This is a genomic window from Pseudomonas sp. RG1, assembly GCF_025910115.1.
GTDB lineage: Bacteria > Pseudomonadota > Gammaproteobacteria > Pseudomonadales > Pseudomonadaceae > Aquipseudomonas > Aquipseudomonas atacamensis.
Genome location: NZ_JAPCIK010000046.1, coordinates 250,673 through 273,813, shown reverse-complemented (window position 1 = coordinate 273,813; position 23,141 = coordinate 250,673). Strand labels below are relative to the sequence as shown.

Here is a 23,141-nt window from a genome sequence, read left to right as displayed (position 1 = left end):
AGCCATGACGCCGCGGTGTATGGACGGTGAAGAATGTGTGACAGGAACCGCTTTCGGCGGGGCGTGTCAGACATTGCAGTATTCACTGTGCGGCGCTGGTTACGCGCAGTGGCCCACCGCTATACTGCCGGCCTGTTTGTGCCTGATTCTGGAGAGAAGAGCATGTTGCAACGCCTGTTGTTCGGTTTGATCACTGTCGCCGGTTTGACCCTCGCCGGCTGCGCCCACAGCCCGCAACAACTGAATCCGGAGCCGAAGCTGACCACGCAACTGCCAGCGGTCGGTCGCGGCCAGCCTGTCATCGTGCGTGTGGTCGACGGTCGTCCGTCGCCAACCCTCGGCACCCGTGGCGGTCTGTACCCGGAAACCAGCGCCATCACCGTACAGCGCGAGCAGATCCTGCCGAAGCTGCAGGCCCAGGCCGAAGCCGCCGTGCGGCTGCTCGGCTTCACCCCGACCACTAACGCACCCAACGCGCCGCAGCTGACCGTGACCCTGGCCGAGCTGAAATACCAGTCGCCGAAAGAAGGCATGTACGTGACCGAAGCGACCATCGGCGCGACCTTCCGCTCCGACGTGCAGAACGCCAACCGCCGCTACAGCGGCCGTTACGGTGCGTCGCTGGACCAGCGCTTCGGCATGGCGCCGAATCAGGAGACCAATACCAAACTGGTCAGCGATGTATTGAGTGATGCGCTGACGCGTCTGTTCAAGGACCCGACCGTGGGTCAGGTGCTCGCTGAGTAAGTTTGCAGCGAATGTGAAAAAGCCCGGGGCCAGTGATGGTTCCGGGCTTTTTTGTGGATCTGAGATTTGTGTCGTATGGGAAATCGATTCCCCTCACCCCAGCCCTCTCCCGAGGGAGAGGGAGCCGATCGCGTGTGCTTCAAAACCTGAGTTCGGCGCGGTATCTCAAGTCGGCGTATCTACCGCAAACACCTCGTTCAGTCCCCTCTCCCCAAGGAGAGGGAGCCGATCGCGTGTGCTTCAAAACCTGAGTTCGGCGCGGTATCTCATGTCGGCGTATCTACCGCAAACACCTCGGTCAGTCCCCTCTCACTCTGGGAGAGGGCTAGGGTGAGGGTGCTTTTGACGTTCAGGCAGCCTGAGAATAGAAATCGAGCACGCTCACTCCGGTCAGCAAATCGGTCTCGGGCAAGTCCGCATGCTGATGCCCGCCCAGCGCGCAATACACTAGCCAGTGCCGGTCCTGCACGTTGAAGGCGAGGCTGCCGACCAGGCTTTGCTGGTCGTCGTAAGGGGTGATGAGGTACAGACGATCCTGGTTTTCCGCGTGCAGCATGTCGCATTCCATTCGGGTTTCGAGGCGCGCAGGGTGAAGCATCCACGTGACGATGCCATGACACAGGGCAGCCATCGGTCGATTGTCAGGTTATTTGTCGCAAAGGCTGGGGCAGGGCGGCAGGGTTTGGGTAGAATTCGCGCCGCGGTCGTCGGTCTGGCGTCTGCCACACCGGTTAAGTTCGAGGTCTGTGATGTCGCTGCACTTGATGACGCTGTTTACCGCCCATCCCGCCAAGTTGATCAACCTGCTGGCCTTGCTCCTGGCCTTTCCGGGCAGTTGGCTGCTGCACGCGACCCGCCGCCGTGAGCAACGCGCGCAGGCCAGTCTGGCGGCACAGCGCCAGGCGCAGCCGAATGCCGAGCCGATGCTCGATTGGGCGACGTTGCGCATGAACCGGTTTTTCTATCGTTTTGGTTTTGCTTGCCTGGGGCTTGCTTTGATCGTCTCCTGGATCAGCACCCGCTTCTGAAGCAATAGCAAACCTGTGGTGAGGGGATTTATCCCCGTTGGAGTGCGCAGCGCTCCCAGGTTTTTACCTGAGAAAAACAGGGCCTGCTGCGCAGTCCAGCGGGGATAAATCCCCTCGCCACAGCTGTTGCCTACAGCGGCAATCCAGCCTTGACCCGATACTGATTGCGCACCGGCGTCGCATATTGCAGCACCAGGTACGGCCGATGCTCAGCGGGGCAGGCGTCCAGTCGGCTCTGCCATTCATCCTGCGCCTTGGCCAGTTCGTCAGCCGGGAACACCTCGGCCGCCTTCGGCACATTCAGTTGCGGGTCGGCATCCGCCCACTGCGCGTACGCCAGGTAATGCACCGGGAACAACCGATAGCCGCCGAGAATCTGCTTGTCCATCTCGATCGCCAATTGCTTGGTGTCTTCGAACACCTCGGTGATCGGCGCGGCAAAGTTCACGTGGACCCGGCCCTTGTAGCCGGTGATGCCCTTGGCAATGCTCACGTCATCCTCGCCCGGCGCCTTGGCGTAGGTGCCGGTGGTGGCGCGAATGTACAGCTCGCGGGCCTTGGCCTGGTCGCAGGGGTCGTACTCATAGCTGATCGACACCGGCGTCACGTTGAGCGAGCGGATCACTTCGCCGAACGGCTCGTCCTTGCGGCTCATGTGGAACATCTTGAGGATCGCCGACTCGGTGCGGTCGTCGCCGTCCTTCGCCCGACCTTCCGCCTGAGCAATCCAGATCGACGCGCAATCGTTGCGGATCGAGTGGTTGATGTACGCCGACAGCAATTGATACGCCGCCATTTTCTCGCGACGGCCGGTGATCGAACGGTGGACGATAAAGCTCTTGTTCAAGCGCATCAGGTCACTGACAAACGGCTTTTGCAGCAGGTTGTCGCCAATCGCGATGCGCGGTGTCGGCAGGCCGGCGTGGTACACGGCGTAGTTGACGAAGGCCGGGTCCATGACGATATCGCGGTGGTTAGCGATGAACAGGTAGGCGCTGCCGGACTTGAATTGCTCGACACCGGTATACGTCACGCCGTCGGTGGCGCGCTCGATGGTGTGGTCGACGTAGAACTCGACTTTGTCCTGTAAGGTAGCCACGGAATTCACGTCGGCAAACTCACGACGCAGCCGATGGGCTATAAGAGGTTTGAGCATCCAGCCGAAGGCACCGGCAAAACGCGGGAAGCGGAAGTGGGTGAGGATATCTAGAAACGCCTTGTCGCCGAGCAGCCTTGCCAGTACCGCAGGTACTTCGCTGTCGTCGTAAGGTCGGATGGCATCGAATTCGCCCATCATGCTCTCTTGTTGGAAACGGCTAGGGTAAGTAAAGGGTTTGATCGAAAACCCGCGGGGCACGGTCTGAAAAGTAGTCAGACAAAAATAGCCCTGCAAATAGACCGGCGATTATACGCACAAGTCACTGGGGAGACCGCGATGCTGGAAAATGCACTGTATGAATGTCCGTATTGCGGTGAGGAAGTCGAGACCACTCTGGATTTGTCCGGTGGGGATCAGACGTATATCGAAGACTGCCAGGTGTGCTGTCGTCCGATCACCTTTGTCCTGCAGGTACATGAAGAAGAGTGGCATCTGGAAGTCTTCAGCGAAAACGAGTGAGGGCCGCGTATGCAGCGCATCTACGAACCGGCGAACCTGATGGAGGGCGAAATGCTCAAGGGCATGCTTGCCAGTGAGGGGATCGAGGCGCATCTGATCGGCCGTGATCTGGTGGGCGGTGCGGGTGAATTGCCGATCTTCGGCCTGCTCTGGCTGTCGGTGGATAACGATCAGGCCGAATACGCCCGCGAGCTGATCACCGCGTACAATGCCGCGCTGCCGTTGCCCGGCGACGAACCGGAAAGCTTTCCCGGCACGCTGGTCTGTTAGGCTGGCGCTGGTTTTATTCAGAGTTATGTTGCCCCATGTGTGGACGTTATGCCCTGTTTCGCTGGAACCGCGAGTTCGCGGCCCTGCCAGGTTTTCCCGCCGATCAGCAGGCGCAGTGGAACATTTCCCCGAATGATTCGGTGTTGATGCTACGTGCCGAAGAAGACGGCCAGCGCACCTTGGCCCGTGCGCGCTGGGGGCTGACGCCGCCGTGGCTGACCGATCTGTCGAAGACCCCGGCCCATGCCCGCGCCGAAACCGTCGCTGAACAACCGATGTTTCGTGAGGCCTTGCGCTTGCGTCGCTGCCTGCTGCCGGCCAACGGCTTTTACGAATGGCGCGGCACCCAGCGCAAGCGGCCTTACTGGTTGACGCCGGGGGAGGGCTCGTCGTTGTTTTTCGCGGCGATCTGGGAAGCGTATCCGGTGCAGGAACAGGTCTGGCTGAGTACGGCGGTGATCACTCAGTCGGCGGCGAGTCAGCGCCGGCCGTTGATTCTTGATGAAGCGGGGCAGGCTGCCTGGCTTGATCCCGAAACGCCGCTGCATGTGTTGCAGGGTTTGCTCGCCAGCGAACCGGCGGCGCTGCGCGAGCGAGTGTTGGCGAATCTGGTGAATGATCCGAAGTTGAACGGGCCGGAGTGCCTCACCCCGGCTTGATGAGTGATCTGTGCCGGCATATTCGCGAGCAGGCTCGCTCCCACATGTGAATGCAATCCAACTGTGGGAGCGAGCCTGCTCGCGAAGAGGATCTAAAGATCAGACCTTGAACTGATTGATCAACCGCCGCTGCTGTTCCGCCAGTTTGGTCAACCCGGCGCTCGCCGAGCTCGATTCATCCGCACCGCCGGCCACTTCATTCGCCACCTGACCGATGTTGATCACATTGCGGTTGATGTCGTCGGCCACTGCACTTTGCTCTTCTGCCGCACTGGCGATCTGGGTGTTCATATCGTTGATCACCGACACGGCCTGAGTAATGGTCTCCAGCGCTTCGGCCGCTTTCGCCGCGTGTTGCACGCTTTCGTCGGTGCGGTTCTGGCTGTCTTCCATGACGCGCACCACATCGCGCGTGCCCTGTTGCAACTGCTGGATCATGCTCTGGATTTCTTCGGTGGCCTTCTGGGTTTTCTGCGCCAGATTGCGCACCTCATCCGCGACCACGGCAAAACCGCGACCCTGCTCGCCGGCGCGCGCGGCTTCGATTGCCGCGTTCAGTGCCAGCAGGTTGGTCTGTTCGGCGATGCCGCGAATGGCGGTGAGGATGGCGTTGATGTTTTCGCTGTCCTTGGCCAGCGTCTGCACCACCTCGACAGCCTTGCCGATTTCCACCGCCAGTACGCCAATCGAATTCGACGTGTCGCGGACGATCTGCATGCCCTGGCTGGCGGCCTGGTCGGCATGGCTTGCCGCTTGTGCGGCCTGGGTGGCGTTGCGCGCCACGTCCTGGGCGGTGGCGGTCATTTCCTGCACCGCAGTCGCCACCTGATCGATTTCGGCCATTTGTTTCTGCACGCCGATGTTGGTGCGAATGGCGATGTCGGCGGTGTGTTCCGAAGAATCGCTGACGCTCTGCACCGAGGTCACCACTTGCGTAATCATCGCCTGCAACTTGGCGAGGAAGGTGTTGAAGCCTTTGGCAATCGAGCCCAGTTCATCGCTGCGGTCGCTGCTCAAGCGCCGGGTCAGATCGCCTTCGCCCTGAGCGATGTCATCGAGCATGGCGACCATTTGTTTGAGTGGCCGCGCAATGCCGTGGCCCACCAGCCAGATCACCAGCAGGCCGATGCCGGCGATGATCAGGCCGACCATGGCCATGCCGAAGGTGTCGGATTTGCGCTGGGCATCAAGGTCGGCTTGGAGGTTTTGCAGATCGGCCATGACGGCGTTGAGCGGCAGTTGCAGCATCAGCGTCCAGCGCGCGTCGGTCTGGCCGATGCCGAACGGCAGGTACAGCTCGATACGACCCTTGGCCTGATTCACCGAATAGGTGACCTCGTCGCGCTTGAGGTTGGCGAGATTGCTGGCCTGTTCGGCGTCGAGGATGTCGCTGACTTTTTCACCGAATTTGCTCGAGTCCTTGGTGTAGGCAACGATCCGCCCGTTGCCGCCGACCAGCGCCATTTCACCGGCGCCGCTGTAAAGCTTCTGGTTGGCGGCGAGCAGCATGTCCTGAATGAAGTTCACCGAGAGGTCGGCGCCGACGATGCCCTGGAACGCGCCGTTGACCATGATCGGTTCGATGAACGAGGCGAGCATGACGATCTTGTCACCGACCTTGTACGGTGCCGGGTCGATCACGCAGGGTTTCTTCGTCTCTTTCGAGCACAGGTAGTACTCGCTGGCGCGCACCCCGGTGGACAAGGTTTTCTGATCGTCGACATCGGCCAGTTTGTCCACGCCCAGACTGCCGTCGGTATTGCGGAACCACCACGGCAAAAAGCGCCCGGTGGCCGGGTCGATACCGACCACGGCGCTGCCGATGTAGGCCGCGTCATTGTGGTCCAGTGCGTTTTTTTCCCAGCCGATGTAGGTGCCGAGAATCTTCGGGTTCTTTTCGACGTTTTCCTTGATCAGGCTGATCAGTTGCTCGCGGCTGACGCTCAGGCGCGGCTGGCCATCGGCGGCGGTTGTGCCGAGCAGGGCGTTGACCCGTACCAGACCGCCGGCAATCAGCAGCGGCGCTTCGAGTTCGCGCTGGATCTGGCTGACCTGGGTCTGCGCCAGCGAGGTCAGGCGCTGTTCGATGACTTGCTCGAACTGCGCCTGGGTGCGCTGTTGCACCATTTCTTGAGTGCGAGCGCCCGAGAACAGCGCGTACAGCACCAGCGCCGCGACCACGCTGAGAACGATGGCGCCGGCCAGAGCGGCGACGGAAAACTGGATCGACTTGAACTTCATGGGAGCTCCGCACGCAAGAGGACAATCTGCGAGGGATTTATCGGCGGGGTGTGCAGGGCCATGAGAGACGTTGGTCGGAATCGGCCCGCGATGTCGCTGATGGATCGGTGCACGGCGGATTCAATGCGCTTGAGGAATTTCCACGAGGTCTTGCGGCCATAGGTGAATGTACGCGCAATGCGTCCGTTGTATCTGGCGCCGATACAATTAGCCGCCTAGGATACGCCTCAGGTTTTCAGGGAGCTTTTGAATGAACAAGACATTAGTGGTAAGTGCTTTGAGCGCAGCGCTGTTGCTGGCCGGTTGTCAGTCGGTCAACACCACCAGCGGCGGTGCCGTGGGCGTGGAGCGCAAGCAGTACATGTTCAGCATGCTGTCCTCGCAAGAGGTCGATCAGATGTACGCGCAGTCGTATCAGAAGACTGTCGGCGAGGCGTCGAGCAAAGGTGTGCTGGACAAGACCAGTCCTGAAGCCAAGCGCGTGCAGACCATCGCCAACCGCTTGATCGCCCAGGCGCCGACCTTCCGCCCGGACGCGGCGCAGTGGCAATGGGAAGTCAATCTGATCAAGAGCGATGAGCTCAATGCCAACTGCGGTCCCGGCGGCAAGATCATCTTCTACACCGGGCTGATCGACAGCCTGAAACTCACCGACGATGAAATCGCTGCGGTCATGGGCCATGAAATCGCCCACGCCCTGCGCGAGCACGGTCGTGAAGCGATGTCCAAGGCGTACGGTATGGAGATGGCCAAGCAGGGCGCTGGTGCCCTGTTCGGTCTGGGTCAGGACAGCCTGGCACTGGCCGACACCGTGGCCAACTACGGCATGACCTTGCCCAACAGCCGCGCCAACGAAAACGAAGCCGACCTGATCGGCCTGGAACTGGCCGCCCGCGCCGGTTACAACCCGAACGCGGCGATCACCCTGTGGGACAAGATGAGCAAGGCTTCCGAAGGCGCGCCACCGGAATTCATGAGCACTCACCCGGCATCGAGCAGCCGCATTGCTGCGTTGCAGGCAGCCATTCCGAAAGTGATGCCGTTGTACGAAAAAGCCCCGAAGTCCTGAGATTGACGGGGTCATGATCGTTCCCACGCTCTGCGTGGGAATGCCGCAAGGGACGCTCCGCGTTCCAAGCGGGACGCAGAGCGTCCCCGGCTGCATTCCCACGCGGAGCGTGGGAACGATCCTTCTCTCGGGGTTAAACCCAGCCGCTGCTCTGCATCGCTTTATAAACCGCAACAATCGCCAGAATCATGAACGCCGAAGCCGCGAGGCGGCGGATCAGGGTCAGCGGCAGTTTCTCTGCGGCAAAGTTACCCGCCAGGACCACCGGTACGTTGGCAATCAGCATGCCCACGGTGGTGCCGATAATCACCAGCCACAGTTCCGGATATTGCGCGGCGAGCATCACCGTGGCGATCTGCGTCTTGTCGCCGATTTCCGCGAGGAAGAACGCGATCAGCGTGGTCAGGAACGGCCCGAACTTGCGCGCCGTGCTGGCTTCGTCGTCATCCATTTTGTCCGGGACCAGGGTCCACAGCGCCGTGGCGGCGAAGCTGGCGGCGAGGATCCAGTGCAGGACGGCGTCGGAGAAGAAACTGCCGAACCAGGCGCCTACCGCACCGGCTGCTGCGTGGTTGGCCAGGGTCGCGGCGACAATCCCGGCGATGATCGGCCAGGGTTTGCGAAAGCGAGCGGCGAGAATCAGCGCGAGCAGTTGCGTCTTGTCGCCGATTTCGGCCAAGGCAACGATAGCGGTGGGAACGAGTAGCGAGTCCAGCATCAGGGATTTCCTAAGGGGCGGGTCGACACGGCTATGACACGTACAGCCTTCCCGCCCCGGGTAAGGTGTGCGTGTCATAGGTCTTGTCAAACCCTGCGATCCGTCTGATGCGGACGCTTGGGTCGCATACGCCATGATCTGAGGATCAAGTATGTTGACGTATGCCGGACGAGCTTGGCGCTCGTGGGAGACTACTCCCCTAGGACGGAGCGGATTCTGCCTAGGCAAATCCGATTGGGCAAGAACAAATTTTCAGCCGCGCTTGGCCCGGTAGATCCGGAAACCATTGCCTTCAGCCTTGATCGCACACACGCCCAGGTGCTCCTCGATCAACGGCTGATACTTGAGGAAGCTGTTCGCCACAAGGCGTAGTTCGCCACCGTTTTTCAGATGTTTCGCCGCTTTTCGCAGCAGGTTCTCCGTAGCGAAATAATCGGTGTGCACGCCGACATGGAATGGCGGATTGCTCAGAATCGCGCTCAAACCCATCGGCGCGGCGTCGATGCCGTCGCCGGTCAGCACTTCGGCTTCCAGGCCATTGGCAGCCAGGGTCAGACGGCTGCTGGCGGCGGCGAATGCGTCAACATCCAGCAACGTCACCTGATTGTGCGGATAGCGACGTTTCACCGCAGCCCCGAGCACGCCGGCGCCGCAACCGAAATCGAGCAGATGGCCGCTCGGCAGTTTGTCCAGATGCTCCAGCAGCAGGGCGCTGCCGCGATCCAGGCGCCCATGGCTGAACACGCCCGGCAGGCTGATGACTTTCAACGGCCCTTCGGCCAGCGGCAGTTCGTAGGTCTGCGCCAGGCTTTCCAGCGGTTTCGCTTCAGGCGCATTGGCCACGGTGACTTGCCAGAGCTGGCAGTGGCGAGCGCTGTCGAGTTTGCGTGGCTTGCCGAACGGGTTGAGCTGTTTGGACGCGCCTTCGATGCCGCTGCGTTTTTCCCCGACCAGAAACACCTCACGCCCGGCCAGACGCGACGCCACGGCGTTGAGGATGTAGTCGGTCAGGTCCTTGGACTTGGGCAGGAACACCACAGCGCTGTCGAACTCGCGCTCCGGGACATTCACGCCGAACTGGCTGCGGCCCTCGAAACGCGCGTCCAGTGCGGCTTGGTCGCCAGCGTGCCAGCACCAGCCGAACGCATTCGGCAGACGCCCGAGCAGATCGTCGGCGGGCAGGCCGGCCAACAGCAGCGAACCCTGGAATAACTCGGCCTGACGAAGCAGTACTTCACTGCGCGGATCCATAACTGCTCCTTGAAAAAAAGTGCCGCAGTTTATCAACTGACGACCCGCAGCGCCTCACCGCTGAAGAACGCATGGGCGTTTTCGCTCAGTTGCCCGACGATACGCTGGCGCGCCTCGCGACTGCCCCAAGCGTTATGCGGGGTGACGATCAGGCGCGGGATATCGGCGGCGAGCAGCGGATTGCCCTGGGTCGGTGGCTCGACACTCAACACATCGGTCGCCGCACCGCCGAGGTGGCCGCTGCGCAAAGCGTCGGCCAGCGCTTGCTCGTCGATCAAGCCGCCACGAGCGGTATTGACCACAAATGCGCCGGGCTTCATCGCGGCCAGCTCGCCGGCGCCGATGAAGTTCCGGGTGTGCTCGTTGAGCGGGCAGTGCAGGGTCAGGGCGTCGATCTGCGGCAGCAGTTCTTCCAGCGGCAGGCGATCCGGCCGAGCCGGGCGCCCCGGAATCTGCCCGAGCAACACGCGCATGCCGAACGCTTCGGCCAATCGCGCCACGGCGCCACCGAGCTCGCCATGGCCGAGCAGGCCAAGGGTTTTGCCTTGCAGTTCGACGATCGGGTAGTCGAGCAGACAGAACTGTTTCGCCTGTTGCCAGCGGCCTGCGCCCACAGCCTTTTGATAGTCGGCCAGGCGTGTGGCGAGGTTGAGCAACAGCATGATCGTGTGTTGCGCCACCGACGGCGTGCCGTAAGCCTGGCAATTGCACACGGTGATGCCGTGAGCGCGGGCGGCAGCGAGGTCGACGTTGTTGGTGCCGGTGGCGCTGATCAGGATCAGTTTCAGTTGTGGGTTGGCAGCCATTGCAGCGGCGTCGATCACGACTTTGTTGGTGATCGCCACACTGGCGCCGTGCAGGCGTTCGCTGACCTGTTCCGGCAGAGTCTGGGCGAACAGCTGCAAGTCGCTGAAGCATTCGCGCAACGGACCGAGGTCCAGATCGCCGAGATCCAGCGAAGGGTGATCAAGGAATACCGCGCGGCGCGTGTTCGTCATCAACTGTACCTTTTGTGCTGTGAGCGGAGGGCGTACTCTGCCGAGCCTACCAGATGAAACAATTGGTTACTCGACACCGAGATGCCTTGAACACCTGTGGGAGCGAGCCTGCTCGCGAAAGCGCTGGCCCATTCAACATCTCTGTTGGCTGACCCAGCGCGTTCGCGAGCAGGCTCGCTCCCACAGGGAAAGCATTCGGCAATGAGCCCAGTGTGAACATTCGAATCCTGAGGAGCCCCCATGTACTGGACCGAGTTCTTGACCGTTGCCCTGATCCATCTGCTCGCCGTGGCCAGCCCCGGACCGGACTTTGCCGTGGTCGTGCGCGAGAGCGTGACCCATGGTCGCCGCGCCGGCACCTGGACCGCGCTGGGCGTGGGCTCGGCGATTTTCCTGCATGTCGGCTATTCGTTGCTCGGCATCGGTCTGATCGTGTCGCAGTCGATCGTGCTGTTCAACGCGCTGAAGTGGGCGGCGGCGGCTTACCTGCTGTACATCGGCTTCAAGGCCTTGCGCGCGCAACCGGCGAAAACCGACACTGATGACTTGCACCGGGAAACCGGCGTACGTACCGCGCGGGGCGCGTTTACCTCGGGCTTCGTCACCAACGGTCTGAACCCGAAAGCCACGCTGTTTTTCCTCTCGCTGTTCACCGTGGTGATCAACCCGCACACACCGCTGGCGGTGCAGGCCGGTTACGGCGTTTACCTGGCGGTGGCGACGGCGATCTGGTTCTGTCTGGTGGCGATGCTGTTCAGCCAGCAACGCGTGCGCGCCGGCTTCGCCCGCATGGGCCACTGGTTCGACCGCACTATGGGCGCGGTGCTGATTGCTCTCGGCGTGAAAATCGCGTTCACCGAGATGCATTGAGAACTGGAACACATCAATCCCTGTGGGAGCGAGCCTGCTCGCGAAAGCGCCAGTCCAGTCACCAAAAATGTCGACTGACCCGACGCCTTCGCGAGCAGGCTCGCTCCCACAGGTCGTGTTTTCTTCAACTTTGGCCCGAAATGCTGGCGCAAAGCTAGCATTTGTACAGCTCTGCAAATCATTCCTTTGGCTGATTTGACTGTCATGCAGGCGCACTAGAGTACGAATCTCTCCGCCAACACCGTGCAGTCAGAAAAGGGATTCTTATGTTGCAGACTCGGGTCATTCCGCCGGCCGATGGGGCCTACCAGTATCCATTGCTGATCAAACGGCTGCTGATGTCCGGCGCCCGTTACGAGAAAACCCGCGAAATCATCTACCGCGACCAGTTGCGCTACAGCTATCCGACCCTGATCGAGCGGGTTGCGCGGCTGGCCAACGTGCTGACGGCTGCTGGCGTGAAGGCGGGTGACACCGTGGCGGTGATGGACTGGGACAGCCACCGTTACCTGGAATGCATGTTCGCCATTCCGATGATCGGCGCGGTGATCCACACCATCAATGTGCGCCTGTCACCCGAGCAGATCCTCTACACCATGAACCACGCCGAGGACCGCTTCGTGCTGGTCAACAGCGAGTTCGTCGGGCTGTATCAGGCCATCGCGCCGCAGCTGACCACGGTGGAGAAAACCCTGCTGCTGACCGATCTCCCGGAGAAAACCGCGGAGTTGCCGAACCTTGTCGGCGAATACGAGCAACTGCTGGCCGCTGCGAGTGCGCAATACGATTTCCAGGACTTCGACGAAAATTCGGTGGCCACTACGTTCTACACAACCGGCACCACGGGCAATCCGAAAGGCGTGTATTTCACCCACCGGCAACTGGTGCTGCACACCATCGGCGTGGCGACGATCATGGGTTCGATCGACAGCGTACGGCTGCTCGGCACCAACGATGTGTACATGCCGATCACGCCGATGTTCCATGTCCACGCCTGGGGTCTGCCTTACGTGGCGACCATGCTCGGGCTCAAGCAGGTTTATCCGGGGCGTTACGATCCGGAGTATCTGGTGGAGTTGTGGCGCAAGGAGAAAGTCACCTTTTCCCATTGCGTGCCGACCATCCTGCAGATGCTGCTCAACGCCAAGGCCGCGCAGGGTGCCGACTTTGGCGGCTGGAAAATCGTCATCGGCGGCAGCGCGCTCAATCGCAGCCTCTATGAAAACGCCAAGGCCCGAGGCATTCAGCTGACGGCCGCGTACGGCATGTCCGAAACCGGGCCGCTGGTGTCTTGCGCGCACCTCAACGACGAACTGATGGCCGGCAGCGAAGACGAGCGCACCACTTACCGGATCAAGGCTGGCGTGCCGGGGCCACTGGTCGAAGCGGCGATTGTCGACGGCGAGGGCAATTTCCTTCCGGCCGACGGCGAAACCCAGGGCGAACTGGTGCTGCGCGCGCCATGGCTGACCGAAGGTTATTTCAATGAGCCGCAGAAGGGCGCCGAGCTCTGGGCCGGTGGCTGGTTGCACACCGGTGACGTCGCCACGCTCGACAGTATGGGCGTGATCGATATTCGTGATCGCATCAAGGACGTGATCAAGACCGGCGGCGAGTGGATCTCCTCACTCGACCTCGAAGACCTCATCAGCCGGCATGCGGCGGTACGCGAAGTAGCAGTGGTGGGCATCGCCGATCCCCAGTGGGGCGAGCGCCCGTTTGCCTTGCTGGTGGTCCGCGAAGGGCAGGTGATCGGTGCACGGGAACTGAAGGAACACCTCAAGCCGTTCGTCGAGCTGGGGCACCTGAGCAAGTGGGCGATCCCCAGTCAGATCGCCCTTGTTACCGAAATTCCCAAGACCAGTGTCGGCAAGCTCGACAAGAAGCGCATCCGCCTCGACATCACTGAATGGCAGGCCAACAACAGCACCTTCCTTTCGACACTTTAAGTGCCTGCTGGCGCGCCGAAACCGGCGCGCCAGACCCACCAAGCAAGCGCTTGGCTTGTGAAATCGAAAAAATCAGCCATCCTTGCCGTGCCGACGTGTGTCGGACTGGCGAAAGGACTGTTCCAGAGTGGTTGGCGGCTGCAAATCACACTTTAGAGGGATCAAGCACTACCACCCGCTGGCTATAGTCCGCTCAAGGACTTTTTGAAAACGGAGCACACGCACTGAACGGGGCGAGCAACTCTGGAACGATTTCGGGCAGCCCTGGCGCCCGGTCCTCCACAGCGTTTTTAAAAGTACTCACTGCCATAACAATAATGCACATGGAGTAGCGTCGATGACCTCAGTAAACCAGTTCTGGCGCCGGGCGAAACTGCCTCTGGCGGTCAGTCTTGCCTCCTCGCTCGCCGGGCCTGCATTCGGCGTCAGTTTCAACGTCGGTGAAATCGAAGGCCAGTTCGACTCGTCCCTGTCGATCGGTGCCAGTTGGTCTACTCAGAGCCCGAACAAGAACCTCATCGGCGTCAACAACGGCGGCCGCGGCCTGTCGCAGACCTCCGATGACGGTCACGCCAACTTCAAGAGCGGCGAAACCTTCTCGAAGATCTTCAAGGGCATCCATGACCTTGAATTGAAATACGGCGACACCGGCGTGTTCGTCCGTGGCAAATACTGGTACGACTTCGAACTGAAGGACGAGAGCCGCGAATTCAAGGACATCAGCGACAGCAACCGCAAAGAGGGTGCCAAGTCCTCCGGCGGGCAGATCCTCGACGCCTTCGTCTACCACAACTACGCGATTGCCGATCAGCCGGGTTCCGTGCGTCTGGGCAAGCAGGTAGTGAGCTGGGGTGAAAGTACCTTCATCGGCGGCGGCATCAACTCGATCAACCCGATCGACGTCTCCGCGTTCCGTCGTCCGGGCGCCGAGATCAAGGAAGGCCTGATTCCGGTCAACATGTTCTACGTGTCGCAGAGCCTCACCGATAACCTCTCGGCCGAAGCGTTCTACCAACTGGAATGGGATCAGACCGTCGTCGACAACTGCGGCACCTTCTTTTCCCAGCCAGACATCGTTGCCGACGGTTGCGACAACAATTTGCGCGTACTGAACAAGCGTTCGCAGATTCCGGCGATCGCTTTGGGGCCGTTGGCCGCCAACGGTGTGAACGTCGACCAAGAAGGCGTGCTGGTGCGCCGTGGGCCGGACCGTGACGCGCGTGACAGCGGTCAGTGGGGCGCGTCCCTCAAATACATGTTCGAGCCACTCGACACCGAGTTCGGCGCCTACTTCATGAACTACCACAGCCGTGCGCCGATCTTCAGCGCCACCGGTGCCCCGCAATCGGTCTACAACACCGCCGCCGCGCTGCCGGGGCCTTTTGCCGCACTCGCACCGCTGCTGGTTGCGGGCAACTCCAATTACTTCATCGAATACCCGGAAGACATTCGTCTCTACGGTCTGAGCTTCTCCACCACCCTGCCTACCGGTACGGCGTGGAGCGGTGAGATCAGCTACCGTCCGAACGCGCCGGTACAACTGAACTCCACCGACATCCTGTTTGCCGGCGTGCGTCCGCTGGGCGGCGCGCTGACCAACGCTTCGCTGCTGACCGGCGTGCCGGGTCAGGATCTGCATGGCTATGAGCGCAAGGAAATCACCCAGATCCAGACGACCTTCACGCACTTCTTCGATCAGGTCATGGGCGCCAGCCGTCTGACCCTCGTCGGTGAAGTCGGCGCGACCTACGTCGGTGGCCTGGAAAGCCGTTCCGACAAGCGCTATGGCCGTGACCCGGTCTACGGTCCGGGCGAGTTGCCGGCGACTGGCGGTATCGATACCTGCGCCAACATCCTCAACAACAGCACCATCAACGGTGCAGGTCCCGGTTCGCCGCAGAACAACCGCAGCCGCAATTGCGAAAACGACGGTTTCACCACGTCGATGTCGTGGGGCTACCGTGGTCGGGCGATTTGGGAATACAACGACGTGTTTGCCGGTGTGAACCTCAAGCCGAACGTGGCCTGGTCCCACGACGTCAGCGGTTACTCGCCAGGCCCTGGCGGCAACTTCGAGGAAGGTCGCAAAGCGGTCAGCCTGGGCGTCGATGCCGAGTACCAGAACACCTACACCGCGAGCCTGGCCTACACCAATTTCTTCGACGGCAAGTACACCACCGTGGATGACCGCGACTTCGTGGCGCTCAGCTTCGGCGTGAACTTCTAAGCACTGCATTTCAGGACGAACGAATTTATGAAAATAACAAAGAGTCTGTTCCACGCCGGTGTTCTGGGCCTGTCGCTGCTGGCGACCAGTGTCATGGCGGCGGTGCCTGCTGCCGAAGCGGATAAACTGGGCAAGAGCCTGACGCCAATGGGCGCGGAAATGGCCGGTAATGCCGACGGTTCGATTCCGGCCTGGAAACCGCTACCGAAGAATGCCGGCAGCGTCGACAGCAAGGGCTTCCTGTCCAACCCTTACGCCAGTGAGCAGCCGCTGTTCACCATCACTGCCAAGGATGTCGACAAGTACAAGGACAAGCTTGCCCCGGGCCAGTACGCGATGTTCAAGCGCTACCCGGAAACCTTCAAGATGCCGGTCTATCCGTCCCATCGCGGCGCCACCGTGCCGGATGACGTGTTCGCTGCGATCAAGAAGAACGCCACCAGCACCAACCTGGTGTCCGGCGGCAACGGTCTGGAAAACTTCGATACCGCCGTGCCGTTCCCGATTCCTAAAACCGGCGTGGAAGTGATCTGGAACCACATCACCCGCTATCGCGGCGGCAGCGTGACCCGTCTGGTGACCCAGGCCACGCCGCAACCGAACGGCTCGTACAGCCTGGTGTACTTCCAGGATCAGTTCGTGTTCCGCGACAAGATGAAGGACTACGATCCGGCGAACCCGGGCAACATCCTGTTCTACTTCAAGCAGAAAGTGACCGCGCCGGCGCGTCTGGCCGGTGGCGTACTGCTGGTGCACGAGACGCTCGATCAGGTCAAGGAGCCGCGTTCGGCGTGGGTCTACAACGCCGGTCAGCGTCGTGTGCGCCGTGCACCGCAAGTGTCGTATGACGGCCCGGGTACTGCCGCCGACGGCCTGCGTACTTCCGACAACCTCGACATGTACAACGGTGCGCCGGATCGTTACGACTGGAAGCTCGAAGGCAAGAAAGAGATGTACATCGCCTCCGACAGCTACAAACTCGACGATCCGAAACTGAAGTACGCCGACATCATCAAGGCCGGTCACATCAACCAGGACCTGGCTCGCTACGAGCTGCGCCGCGTCTGGCACGTGGTCGCGACCCTGAAGGAAGGCCAGCGCCACATCTACGCCAAGCGTGACTTCTATATCGACGAGGACACTTGGCAGGCAGCGGTCATCGACCATTACGACGGTCGCGGCCAACTGTGGCGTGTAGCCGAGGCGCATGCCGAGAACTACTACGACAAGCAAGTGCCGTGGTACGCCCTCGAAACCCTCTACGACTTGCAGTCCGGCCGCTATCTGGCGCTGGGCATGAAGAACGAAGAGAAACAGGCGTATGACTTCGGCTTCACCGCCACCACCAGCGATTTCACCCCGGCCGCTCTGCGTCAGGATGGTGTTCGCTAAACCTGCGTAAACCCGAGGCCGCATCCTCGTGAAAACGCCCCGACCGGTTCGGGGCGTTTTTTTGCGTGCGGTTTACGCCGCACCGCTCATGTAGGAGCTGCCGAAGGCTGCGATCTTTTGATCCTGTTTTTGATTCTGGAAAAAGCAAAGTCAAGAGATCGCAGCCTTCGGCAGCTCCTACACGGATTCATCGTGGTCGCGATTGGTCGGTGATGCCGGATTTTGGCGGCGCTGTGTAGCCTTTTTGTAGCCATTTGTAGCAGCAACCTTCATAACCGGTTCGATTAAGGCTAGGCTGCGGACATCTGCAACGCCGCCAATCGCCTTCGAACAAGAGCCGGCCATGACTGATCTGTCCCCACTTCCGGGTCCCGCAAGCATCACCGTCGCAGCACTGGACGGGCGTTTTTTCCGCCCGCCGCTGCCTGATGGCTATGTCTTGCGGCCGCGCCTTTGCCAGCGTCTGCAGGCCGGGCTCGGAGGTCGGTTGCTGCTGGTCAGTGCCCCGGCCGGGTTCGGCAAAAGCTCGCTGGCGGTGGAGTTCTGTCAAAGCCTGCCGGCGCATTGGCAAAGTCTCTGGCTGGGCTTGAGCCCACGAGACAGCGATCCCGGACGTTTTCTTGAGCGCTTGCTTGAAGGGCTACAGGACTATTTTCCTGCGTTGGGCGCTGGCGCTCTCGGTCTGCTGAAAATGCGTCAGCGCCATCAGCCATTTGCGTTCGAAGAGTGGCTCGACGGTCTGCTCGATGAGCTGGCGCTGCACCTCGATCCTGCCGCGCCGTTGCTGCTGGTACTCGACGACTACCACCTCGCCCAAGGGCCGGTGCTGGATCGTTGCCTGCAATTTTTCCTCAATCATCTGCCCGATGGCTTGCTGGTGATGGTCACCAGCCGTCAGCGCCCGGACTGGCATCTGGCGCGTCTGCGCCTGTCGCGGCAGTTGCTCGAGCTGCACGAACAGGACTTGCGCCTGACCCACGACGAAGCCCTGACCTTGCTCGACCGCCACAGCAGCTCACTGCGCGGCGAAGCACTGGAAAGCCTGATCCAGCGCAGCGAAGGCTGGGTCGCCGGTCTGCGCTTCTGGCTGCTGGCGGTGGCCGAGGCGGGCAACGATGCCGCGCTGCCGCAAGCACTGAACGGCGGCGAAGGGCTGATACGCGATTATCTGCTCGAAGAAGTCATCGATTGCCTGCCGGCCGAAGTGCAATCGTTTCTCTACGAAACCGCTCCGCAGGAACGCTTTTGCAGCGAGCTGTGCGACGCGGTCCGCGAAGCCCATGACAGCGCCGAGATCCTGCGCTTTCTCCTCGCTCACCAAGTGTTTCTGGTGCCGCTGGACGAGCACGGGCACTGGTATCGCTATCACCATTTGTTTTCTGACTTGTTGCGCAGCCGGCCGATCGCCCAGGCGATGGTGCCCAACGCCACCCTGCATTTGCGCGCCTGCCGCTGGTTCAATGCGCAAGGCTTGCTCGACGAGGCGGTGGAACAGGCGTTGCGTGCCGGGCATCTCGATGTCGCGGCAAATCTCGTACAGAACCTGTCCGAAGAACAGCTGCTCGCCGAGCAGAACGTCGGCATGCTGCTGCGCTGGAAAATGGACTTGCCCGACAGTCTGCTGATCAGCACGCCACGGCTGATTGTGCTCTACAGCTGGGCGCTGGGGCTGGCCTGTCAGCTCGATGCCGCTGAAGAGCTGGCCAGCCATTTGAGCCGTTTCCTGCCGGCGCCTTCGGCCACTGCGCAGAAATCCATGCTGGCGCAATGGCTGGCGCTGAGCGGGATCATCGCTCGCGGACGCGGCCATCGCGAACTGACCCTGCGCTATTGCAGTGAAGCGCTGGAGAGCCTGCCGGCCAAGCGTTATGGCCAGCGGCTGATGTGCCTGTCGACCCTGTCCAATCTGGCGATCGCCGACGGCGATCTGTGGCGCGCCCGTGGCCTGAACCGTGAATCTCTCGAGTTGGCACAGCGGGTCGGCAATCCATTATTCGAAGCACTCGCGCACTACGACAGGGCGCGGGTTCTGCAATCACGGGGCGAGATTCTGCGTGCGCTGGATGAAGTGCATCAGGGCCTGGAACGCTTGCGCGGTCTGTCGCCGCAACGACTGTACGCCGTGCGCGCACGGCTGACGTTGTACGAAGGTTTCCTGCTGGCGATGCGTTTGCAGCCGCAGGCTGCACGCGTACGCCTGCTGGCCGGCATTGGCGAAGCGCGGGCCTGTCGCGACATCAGCGTGCTGATCGGCCACTGCGTGATTGCCCGCCTCGACGGCGCCAGCGGCGAGTTCGCCAAGGCCTTCGCCGAACTCGCCGAAGCCGAACGTCTGATGCACATCTGGGACGTACCGCCGATCTACTATCTGGCGATGATCACCCTGGTCAAATGCGAACTGTGGCTGGCGCAGGGGCGTATTGATCTTGCCGAGGCGTGGCTTGCACGATTGGGCCAGACCTACACCGGCGAAAACGCTGCGGCGCCACCGGAGTTTCATCCACAGCTGCCGCTGCATGTGGAACTGCAACAGGCGCTGCTCGATGTGATTCAGGGGCAACCGATGCTTGCCGAAGGGCGCTTGAACGTGTTGCATGAAAACGGCCAGCAGACCGGGCGGCAGTTGCTAAGCGTGATGGCGTTGACGCAGAAGGTAGCGCTGTTGCTGTCCGGTGGGCGCGAGCCCGAGGCGCGCAAAGTGTTGAGTCAGGCCCTGGAAGCAGCGGCCGGCGGCGTCTTCCAGCCCTTCGATGCGCTGCTGAAAAGTCATGCCGACTGGATGCGCGGGCAATTGCAGGCGCTTTCCTGCAACGCCGTCAGCCAGCAATTGCTCACACATTTCCCAACAGCCGCGCCGCGCCCGACCGTGGAAAGCTCCGCTACCGAACAACTCAGCAGCCGTGAACTGGCGGTGCTGCGTCTGATCGCTCAGGGCTGTTCCAATCAGGAAATCAGCGAGCAGTTGTTCATTTCCCTTCACACCGTGAAAACCCACGCCAGCCATATCAACAGCAAGCTCGGGGTTGAGCGGCGTACGCAGGCCGTGGCGCGGGCGAAGGCATTGGGGTTATTGCTCTAGCGACGGTAAAATTCGCCATCGCCGTTGCCAACGGCGTTGACCCTGTCCAGGATTTTTCCATGACCACGCCCAGCCCTGCGCTTATCCGCGAAACCTTCCCCGTCGGCCCGCTCCAGTGCAACTGCACTATCATCGGCGACCCGATCACGAAAAAAGCCATCGTCGTCGACCCCGGTGGCAACCCTGACTTGATCATGGCGCGTCTCGATGCCCATGGCCTGAAAGTCGTCAGCATCATCCATACCCACGCGCATCTCGATCACTTTCTCGCTTCCGGGCAGATGAAGGAGAAAACCGGTGCGACCCTGCATCTGCACAAGGAAGACCAGTTCCTTTGGGACAATCTGGAGATGCAGTGCCAGATGTTCGGCGTGCCCTACACCCCGGTGCCGTCGCCGGATCGTTGGCTGAGCGATGACGAAGAACTCGCCTGCGGTTGCGGCGTGGCCCTGCACACGCCGGGACATACACCCGGTTCCATGAGCTTCTGGTTTTCCGAGGCTAAGCTGTTGATTGCCGGCGACACGCTGTTTCGTCGCGGGGTAGGGCGCACGGATTTGTGGGGTGGCGATCAGGCGACCATCGTGCGTTCGATCAAGCAGCGGCTGTATACGCTGGACGAGGACGCAACGGTTGTCACCGGGCACGGTCCGGATACGCGTCTGGGTGATGAGATGCGCGAGAACCCGTTTGTGCGTGCCTGAATTTTTTGTCACGGGTGTGCGGCGGAATTTTTGCGCATTGTCATGATCCAACGCCCGCGCAGGTCCATTGATTGATCAGTGGCCGCTGCACCACAGAATGCAAAAAACCAGGAGCTCTCCATGTTCACCACGCGTCGTTTGATTATTGTCGCTACTGCCGTGGCCGTGCTGTCCGGCTGCGCCTCGCCCAATCCGTATGACAATCAGGGTCAGGCCGACGGTGGCTCGCAAGGCATGAGCAAAACCGCCAAATACGGTGGCCTCGGTGCGCTGGCCGGTGCACTCGCCGGTGCCGCCATCGGCCACGACAACCGTGGCAAGGGCGCCTTGATCGGCGCTGCCGTCGTCGGTGCCTCCGCAGCAGGCTACGGCTATTACGCCGACCAGCAGGAAAAGAAACTGCGCGCGAGCATGGCCAACACTGGCGTTGAAGTGCAGCGTCAGGGCGATCAGATCAAGCTGATCATGCCGGGCAACATCACCTTCGCCACCGATTCGGCGAACATCGCACCGAGCTTCTACCAGCCTCTGAACAACCTGGCCAACTCGTTGAAAGAGTTCAGCCAGAACCAGATCGAAATCGTCGGCTACACCGACAGCACCGGCAGCCGCCAGCACAACATGGACCTGTCCCAGCGTCGTGCGCAGAGCGTGGCGACCTACCTGACCTCGCAAGGCGTCAGCGGTGCCAACCTGTCGGCCCGTGGCGCCGGCCCGGATAACCCGATTGCCAGTAACGGTGACGTCAACGGCCGCGCGCAGAATCGCCGGGTCGAGGTCAACCTGAAGGCGATTCCGGGTCAGCAGTATGGTGGTCAGCAGCAACAGCCGGGTACGGTGCAGCAGTATCCGTAAGCGATTGCCTGATTGAAGAAATGCCCGGTCTTGTGATCGGGCATTTTTTTGTGTCATCTGTGCCGGCCCTTTCGCGGGCAAGCCCGCTCCCACAGGTATTGGTGACCCAAAATCTGTGTTCCACACCTGGCCCCTGTGGGAGCGGGCTTGCCCGCGAAGAGGCCAGTGTTGTCACCCCAAAATCAGCCGATACAAAAAAGCCCCCGGACAACAGCATTGTCCGGGGGCTTTTTGTTGGGCGCGAAACCCGATTACTTCTTCAGACCATAATGCTCATCGAGCATGCCCGGCGAATTCGGGCTCTTCGGTGCGTAATCACGCGGTGGTTCCTGATCGCGCGGTGGCGTCAGGCGTTCACGTGGTGCCTGCGCTGCGTCGGCGTGCAGGGCGGCGATCAGGCGCTGGCGGGTCTGCTCGTCTAGGGCCAGACGATTGGCGCCCTCGGCGAGGTGGTCCTGCACTTCCTGATAGCTCTGGGTCAGTTTCTTGACCAGCATCGCGGTGCTGTTGAAGTGGGTGACCACTTCGTTCTGATAACTGTCGAAACGCTCCTGGATATCATCCAGTTGACGCTGCGTGCGGCTCGGTGCGGCGTTCGGCGCAACGCGCGCGATCAGGAATCCAATGGCGACACCCACAACCAGGGCAAGAGTCGGTAACAACCAAACTAAGAGCGAGTGTTCCACGAGTCCTTCCTCTATAAACGGCTTTGCTTTACGTTAACGGCTCGAACCTGCGCTGTATACCGCGATTCACTCGCAATAGATTGGCACAGACAATTTGCTAGACGAGTCGACCCGATTCGAGGTCACGGAGTTCCTCCCTTGCTGATGCGTGAAACCCCTGTAGTGATTGACGGCCCTGTCGGCCAAATTGAGGCTTTGTATCTGGATAACGAGCAGCCGCGCGGCATCGCGCTGATCTGCCATCCGAACCCGGTACAGGGCGGCACCATGCTCAACAAGGTCGTCTCGACCCTGCAGCGCACCGCGCGTGACGCAGGCCTGATCACCTTGCGTTTCAACTATCGCGGCGTCGGCGCCAGCCAGGGCACCCACGACATGGGCACCGGCGAAGTCGACGACGCCCAAGCCGCCGCTGCATGGCTGCGGGAAAAACACCCGGATCTGCCGCTGACCCTGTTCGGTTTCTCCTTCGGCGGATTTGTTGCAGCAAGTCTCGGCGGCCGTCTCGAAGCCCAGGGCGTCCAGCTTGCACACCTGTTCATGGTTGCCCCGGCGGTGATGCGTCTGGGCGAGCAGGATCAACTGCCGCAGCACGGCGGGTTGACCGTGATCCAGCCGGAAACCGATGAAGTCATCGATCCGCAACTGGTCTACCAGTGGTCGGCACAACTCCGGCGCCCCCATGAGCTGCTGAAAGTGGCAGAATGCGGACACTTTTTTCACGGCAAGCTGACCGATCTCAAAGATCTGCTGCTGCCGCGTCTCTCGAATTGATTGCAG

At 61.2% G+C, this 23,141-nt stretch carries 21 protein-coding genes, 1 pseudogene and 1 riboswitch; of the genes and pseudogenes, 14 read left to right on the top strand and 8 right to left on the bottom strand.

Going from position 1 to position 23,141, the window contains the following annotated elements; genetic code table 11:
* Positions 1–162 precede the first annotated feature (162 nt).
* Entirely contained in the window at positions 163–747 is a 585-nt protein-coding gene (locus OK411_RS23410; protein ID WP_024014276.1) for a YajG family lipoprotein, read from the top strand.
* 349 nt (positions 748–1,096) lie between these two features.
* Here OK411_RS23410 and OK411_RS23405 read toward each other — a convergent pair whose 3' ends face one another.
* Positions 1,097–1,303: a hypothetical protein gene (locus OK411_RS23405; RefSeq protein WP_016770662.1), complete on the bottom strand. Its 207-nt coding sequence runs from the start codon at positions 1,301–1,303 to the stop codon at positions 1,097–1,099.
* A 193-nt stretch (positions 1,304–1,496) separates the two neighbouring features.
* On the opposite strand from OK411_RS23405, the gene OK411_RS23400 reads away from it, so the two are divergent.
* Entirely contained in the window at positions 1,497–1,775 is a 279-nt protein-coding gene (locus tag OK411_RS23400; protein ID WP_016770663.1) for a hypothetical protein, read from the top strand.
* Between the two features lie 130 nt (positions 1,776–1,905).
* On the opposite strand, the gene OK411_RS23395 is transcribed toward OK411_RS23400, so the two are convergent.
* Positions 1,906–3,069 (bottom strand): 1-acyl-sn-glycerol-3-phosphate acyltransferase, encoded by a 1,164-nt coding sequence (locus OK411_RS23395; protein ID WP_174823868.1) that lies wholly within the window; start codon positions 3,067–3,069, stop codon positions 1,906–1,908.
* Positions 3,070–3,210: 141 nt separating this feature from the next.
* On the opposite strand from OK411_RS23395, the gene OK411_RS23390 reads away from it, so the two are divergent.
* Genes OK411_RS23390 through OK411_RS23380 form a run of 3 tightly spaced genes read left to right on the top strand, consistent with a single transcriptional unit; the run spans position 3,211 to position 4,322 of the window.
* Positions 3,211–3,393 (top strand): CPXCG motif-containing cysteine-rich protein, encoded by a 183-nt coding sequence (locus OK411_RS23390; protein ID WP_024014273.1) that lies wholly within the window; start codon positions 3,211–3,213, stop codon positions 3,391–3,393.
* 9 nt (positions 3,394–3,402) lie between these two features.
* Positions 3,403–3,663 carry a putative signal transducing protein gene (locus tag OK411_RS23385; protein WP_024014272.1) on the top strand — a complete coding sequence of 87 codons (261 nt, stop codon included), beginning with the start codon at positions 3,403–3,405 and terminating at the stop codon, positions 3,661–3,663.
* 35 nt (positions 3,664–3,698) lie between these two features.
* Entirely contained in the window at positions 3,699–4,322 is a 624-nt protein-coding gene (locus OK411_RS23380) for an SOS response-associated peptidase (protein WP_024014271.1), read from the top strand.
* Between the two features lie 99 nt (positions 4,323–4,421).
* Here OK411_RS23380 and OK411_RS27245 read toward each other — a convergent pair whose 3' ends face one another.
* Positions 4,422–5,165 (bottom strand): methyl-accepting chemotaxis protein, encoded by a 744-nt coding sequence (locus OK411_RS27245; protein ID WP_371915155.1) that lies wholly within the window; start codon positions 5,163–5,165, stop codon positions 4,422–4,424.
* Between the two features lie 111 nt (positions 5,166–5,276).
* Positions 5,277–5,474 (bottom strand): annotated as a pseudogene (locus OK411_RS27240) (HAMP domain-containing protein); the annotation flags it as partial.
* Between the two features lie 1,339 nt (positions 5,475–6,813).
* Here OK411_RS27240 and OK411_RS23370 point away from each other — a divergent pair.
* Positions 6,814–7,632 carry a M48 family metallopeptidase gene (locus tag OK411_RS23370; protein WP_016773242.1) on the top strand — a complete coding sequence of 273 codons (819 nt, stop codon included), beginning with the start codon at positions 6,814–6,816 and terminating at the stop codon, positions 7,630–7,632.
* Between the two features lie 133 nt (positions 7,633–7,765).
* On the opposite strand, the gene OK411_RS23365 is transcribed toward OK411_RS23370, so the two are convergent.
* The 3 genes from OK411_RS23365 to OK411_RS23355 form a co-directional block, all read right to left on the bottom strand.
* Positions 7,766–8,350, bottom strand: coding sequence for a TMEM165/GDT1 family protein (locus OK411_RS23365; protein ID WP_016773243.1), 585 nt, complete (start codon positions 8,348–8,350; stop codon positions 7,766–7,768).
* An 89-nt stretch (positions 8,351–8,439) separates the two neighbouring features.
* A riboswitch (yybP-ykoY riboswitch) is annotated at positions 8,440–8,562 on the bottom strand.
* Positions 8,563–8,602: 40 nt separating this feature from the next.
* A complete protein-coding gene (locus tag OK411_RS23360) occupies positions 8,603–9,601 on the bottom strand; it encodes a class I SAM-dependent methyltransferase (RefSeq protein WP_016773244.1) in 999 nt (332 codons plus the stop codon).
* Positions 9,602–9,633: 32 nt separating this feature from the next.
* Positions 9,634–10,599: a 2-hydroxyacid dehydrogenase gene (locus OK411_RS23355; RefSeq protein WP_264365753.1), complete on the bottom strand. Its 966-nt coding sequence runs from the start codon at positions 10,597–10,599 to the stop codon at positions 9,634–9,636.
* 240 nt (positions 10,600–10,839) lie between these two features.
* Here OK411_RS23355 and OK411_RS23350 point away from each other — a divergent pair, with 240 nt between their 5' ends.
* From OK411_RS23350 to OK411_RS23320, 7 genes are all read left to right on the top strand, one after another.
* Positions 10,840–11,469 carry a LysE family translocator gene (locus OK411_RS23350; protein WP_110603010.1) on the top strand — a complete coding sequence of 210 codons (630 nt, stop codon included), beginning with the start codon at positions 10,840–10,842 and terminating at the stop codon, positions 11,467–11,469.
* Positions 11,470–11,735: 266 nt separating this feature from the next.
* On the top strand, positions 11,736–13,418 hold the full coding sequence (locus OK411_RS23345; protein WP_073473480.1) for a fatty acid--CoA ligase: 1,683 nt from the start codon (positions 11,736–11,738) through the stop codon (positions 13,416–13,418).
* A 337-nt stretch (positions 13,419–13,755) separates the two neighbouring features.
* The gene (locus OK411_RS23340; protein ID WP_110603014.1) at positions 13,756–15,645 is read left to right on the top strand and encodes a DUF1302 domain-containing protein; all 1,890 of its coding nucleotides are present in this window, start codon (positions 13,756–13,758) and stop codon (positions 15,643–15,645) included.
* Between the two features lie 27 nt (positions 15,646–15,672).
* Complete coding sequence (locus OK411_RS23335; protein WP_212617107.1) at positions 15,673–17,037, top strand: DUF1329 domain-containing protein; 1,365 nt, start codon at positions 15,673–15,675, stop codon at positions 17,035–17,037.
* Between the two features lie 343 nt (positions 17,038–17,380).
* Positions 17,381–20,116: a LuxR C-terminal-related transcriptional regulator gene (locus OK411_RS23330; RefSeq protein WP_125925712.1), complete on the top strand. Its 2,736-nt coding sequence runs from the start codon at positions 17,381–17,383 to the stop codon at positions 20,114–20,116.
* A gap of 59 nt (positions 20,117–20,175) precedes the next feature.
* On the top strand, positions 20,176–20,820 hold the full coding sequence (locus tag OK411_RS23325; protein ID WP_024014263.1) for an MBL fold metallo-hydrolase: 645 nt from the start codon (positions 20,176–20,178) through the stop codon (positions 20,818–20,820).
* Between the two features lie 120 nt (positions 20,821–20,940).
* Positions 20,941–21,675 carry an OmpA family protein gene (locus OK411_RS23320; protein ID WP_076564082.1) on the top strand — a complete coding sequence of 245 codons (735 nt, stop codon included), beginning with the start codon at positions 20,941–20,943 and terminating at the stop codon, positions 21,673–21,675.
* 251 nt (positions 21,676–21,926) lie between these two features.
* Here OK411_RS23320 and OK411_RS23315 read toward each other — a convergent pair whose 3' ends face one another.
* The gene (locus OK411_RS23315) at positions 21,927–22,361 is read right to left on the bottom strand and encodes a YhcB family protein (RefSeq protein WP_016773251.1); all 435 of its coding nucleotides are present in this window, start codon (positions 22,359–22,361) and stop codon (positions 21,927–21,929) included.
* A gap of 144 nt (positions 22,362–22,505) precedes the next feature.
* On the opposite strand from OK411_RS23315, the gene OK411_RS23310 reads away from it, so the two are divergent.
* The gene (locus OK411_RS23310; protein WP_264365769.1) at positions 22,506–23,135 is read left to right on the top strand and encodes an alpha/beta hydrolase; all 630 of its coding nucleotides are present in this window, start codon (positions 22,506–22,508) and stop codon (positions 23,133–23,135) included.
* The last annotated feature ends 6 nt before the right edge of the window (positions 23,136–23,141 follow it).